Genomic DNA, 3,012 nt, shown 5'->3' on the forward strand with positions numbered 1-3,012 from the left:
GCTCGACGAGGGGCTGCGCGCGCTGCTGCAGGCGACGCGCGAGGCCGCCCTCAACGCGGCCAAGCACGGGGGCGGCGCGACGGTGAGCGTCTTCTCCGAGGTCGAGCCGGACCGGGCTGAGGTGTTCGTCCGCGACCGCGGCCCCGGGTTCGACCTCGACGGCGTGCCGGAGGACCGGCTCGGGGTCCGCCAGTCCATCCTCGGGCGCATGGAGCGGCACGGCGGCCGCGCCGTCATCAGCTCGACGCCGGGGGAGGGCACCGAGGTGCAGCTGGAGCTGCCGCGCAGCGCGCAGCCCGCCGCCCAGAACGCAGGAGGAGCGCAGTGACACCGTCCGACGCCTATGCCGACACCGACGCCGTGGGCGGCCGGTCCGTCCGCGTCGTCCTGGTCGACGACCACCGGATGTTCCGTACGGGGGTGCGGGCCGAGCTGGGCGAGCCGCTGCAGGTGGTCGGCGAGGCCGACGACGTCGATACCGCGGTCGCGGTGGTCGAGGCGCAGCGCCCCGACGTCGTGCTCCTCGACGTCCACCTGCCCGGGGGAGGCGGGGTGACGGTGCTCCGGCGGCTGGTGTCACGGATTCCCGAAACCAAGTTCCTGGCTCTGTCGGTGTCGGACGCTCCCGAGGACGTCATCAGCGTCATCCGGGCGGGGGCGCGCGGCTACGTCACCAAGTCGATCACCGGCGACGACCTCACCGCTGCCGTCGTCCGCGTGGCCGACGGGGACGCGGTCTTCTCCCCGCGGCTGGCCGGCTTCGTCCTCGACGCCTTCGCCGCGGGCGGCACGACCGCCGACGCGCCGGTCGAGTCGGCCGACGAGGACCTGGACCGGCTCACCCAGCGCGAGCGCGAGGTGCTGCGGCTCATCGCCCGCGGCTACGCCTACAAGGAGATCGCCAAGCAGCTGTTCATCAGCGTCAAGACGGTCGAGACCCACGTGTCGGCGGTGCTGCGCAAGCTGCAGCTGTCCAACCGGCACGAGCTGTCGCGGTGGGCGGCGGACCGCCGGCTGGTCTGACCCTCAGCCTCGTCTCCACCCCGGGGTGATCGTTTGGCGCTAGTGGCTGTGGGGGCAGCCGCGGGCGCCAAGCGATCACCGGGCCGGCCAGTGCGCCGGGCGGCGCAGCACGGCGGGCAGGATGGTGGCGGCGTCCCCGCGGGCGGCGTCGACCTGCGGCTGGGTGAGGAACAGGCTCTGGTCGAGCCGCGCACCTCGCACGTCGGCGGCCCGCAGGTCCGCGCCGAGCAGGTCGGCGAAGCGCAGATCGGCGTTCCGTAGATCGGCTCCCAGCAGGTACGCCCCGCGCAGGCTCGCGCCCCGCAGGTCCGCGCCGCGCAGCCGGGCGCCGATGAGGTCGGTGCCGCTCCGGTCCCGGCCGCGGTGGCCGGACGCCTTCCGCAGCGCCGCGCTCACCCGCCCGAGCAGGTCCCCGACCTCCCGGCGGTGCGCGGCCGCATCGAAGCCGGCCAGTGCGTCGGCGGCGCCGTCGGCCAGCGTCGCGGCGTGCGCGTCTGCGGCCGCCGCCTCATCGCGAAGGGGGCCGTCGGGCAGCCGCTCGAGCGCCTCGGCGAGGTACCACCGCGACTCGTGCAGCTGCCGCATCGCCGGGAACGCGGCGAACACCTCGCGCGCCGTCTGCGGGGACTCGCGCCACGTGCGCCCGTCGAACGTCCCCTGGACGAGGTGCTGCCCGGCGCCGAAGCAGTCGAACACCGCGCAGCCGGGGAAGCCCTGCCCACGCAGGTCGGCGTGGATGCCGCACCGGAAGTCCGAAGCCAGCTTCGGGCACGGAGTGCCCGCGGGCTTGTCGATCGCGAAGTCGGCCGACGCGGCGAACGCCGGGGCGACGCAGCAGAGCGCGGCACACCGGCTGCAGTCGGCGCGTAGGCCGTCGCGCGGGTCGGGCAGGGCGCTGGTCATCGGCCCGGCAGGCCGGCGGGGCGGGGCGGCACCGGCCCGTAGCCGCGTAGGTGTGCCCGTGCCGCGGCGGCGAACAGCGCGGGGTGCAGCAGGACCGTGGGCGGCGCCATCAGGTGGTACGCGAGGGTGAGCGCCGCCCCCGCCCTCGCGTCGCCGGAGACCGCGAGCCGCCCGACCTCGCGGCTCCACGACCCGAGCAGCCGCTGCCGAGGCGTCCGCTTCACGCCGCTCGTCGCATAGCGGGAATCCTCGCTGGTGGCGATCGCCCACGGCAGGGACACCAGCTCTGCAAATCGGCGAAGCAAGCTTCGGGTAGCGGCGTCGTCGAGCCCTGCACCGAGCGCCTCGCGCAGCGCCCCGGCCTCCATGGCCGCCACCGCGATGCCCTGGCCGTAGACGGGGTTGAACGCGCAGAAGGAGTCGCCGAGCGGGACCAGCCCTGCCGGCACGGCGTCCTCCGTCTCGAAGTGCACGCGGCGGTTGCCGGTCTGCCGGTGGACGTGCACGTCGCTGAGCGGCTCGGCGGCGCGGACGAACGCGCCGAGGGCCGGGTCGCGTACGGAGTCGAGGAAGGCGGTCAGCTCGTCGGGGTCGCGCGGCGGCCGGCTGCCGCCCGCCCCGACGGCCAGGACCAGCCAGCGGCCGTCCTCGACCGGCAGCACCATGCCGCCGTGCGGGGACGCCGGTGTGGGTACGACGACGACCCCCGCGCGGGTGCCGGTGAGCGAGCGCGGCCCGGCGTACATCCGGGAGGCGTAGCCGAGGCGGGCATCCAGCTCGGTGACGCGCGGGCGGGGCAGGCCCATCGCATCGAGCCAGGTGGGGAGCCGCGACGTGCGGCCCATCGCGTCGACCACGACGTCGGCCGACAGCGTCTCGCCGTCGGCGAGCTCGACCACCCACTGCGGGCCGGTCCGTCGCAGGCCTGTCGCGCGTACTCCTTCACGGAACTGCACTTCGCCGAAGGCGCGAACGCGTGCGCGCACGACGTGGTCGAGGAGGGGCCGCGTCGCCGAGACGATCTCGAACTGCTGCCCCTCGGGGCTCCAGCCGGCCTCGCCCAGCCAGGCCAGTTCGCCGGTGTCG

At 75.5% G+C, this 3,012-nt stretch carries 4 protein-coding genes; 2 read left to right on the forward strand and 2 right to left on the reverse strand.

What is annotated here, in order from left to right; translation table 11 throughout:
- Together G9H71_RS21855 and G9H71_RS21860 are read left to right on the forward strand one after the other, a co-directional pair.
- The coding region (locus tag G9H71_RS21855; protein WP_331273191.1) for a sensor histidine kinase at positions 1 to 328 on the forward strand (328 nt) is incomplete at its 5' end.
- A complete protein-coding gene (locus tag G9H71_RS21860; RefSeq protein ID WP_166284877.1) occupies positions 325 to 1,023 on the forward strand; it encodes a response regulator in 699 nt (232 codons plus the stop codon). The genes G9H71_RS21855 and G9H71_RS21860, both read left to right, overlap by 4 nt.
- A 75-nt stretch (positions 1,024 to 1,098) precedes the next feature.
- On the opposite strand, the gene G9H71_RS21865 is transcribed toward G9H71_RS21860, so the two are convergent.
- Positions 1,099 to 1,926, reverse strand: a complete 828-nt coding sequence (locus tag G9H71_RS21865) for a pentapeptide repeat-containing protein (RefSeq protein WP_166284878.1) — start codon at positions 1,924 to 1,926, stop codon at positions 1,099 to 1,101.
- The coding region (locus tag G9H71_RS21870; RefSeq protein ID WP_166284879.1) for an NAD(P)/FAD-dependent oxidoreductase at positions 1,923 to 3,012 on the reverse strand (1,090 nt) is incomplete at its 5' end. The genes G9H71_RS21865 and G9H71_RS21870, both read right to left, overlap by 4 nt.

This window comes from Motilibacter deserti (assembly GCF_011250635.1).
Classification (GTDB): domain Bacteria; phylum Actinomycetota; class Actinomycetes; order Motilibacterales; family Motilibacteraceae; genus Motilibacter_A; species Motilibacter_A deserti.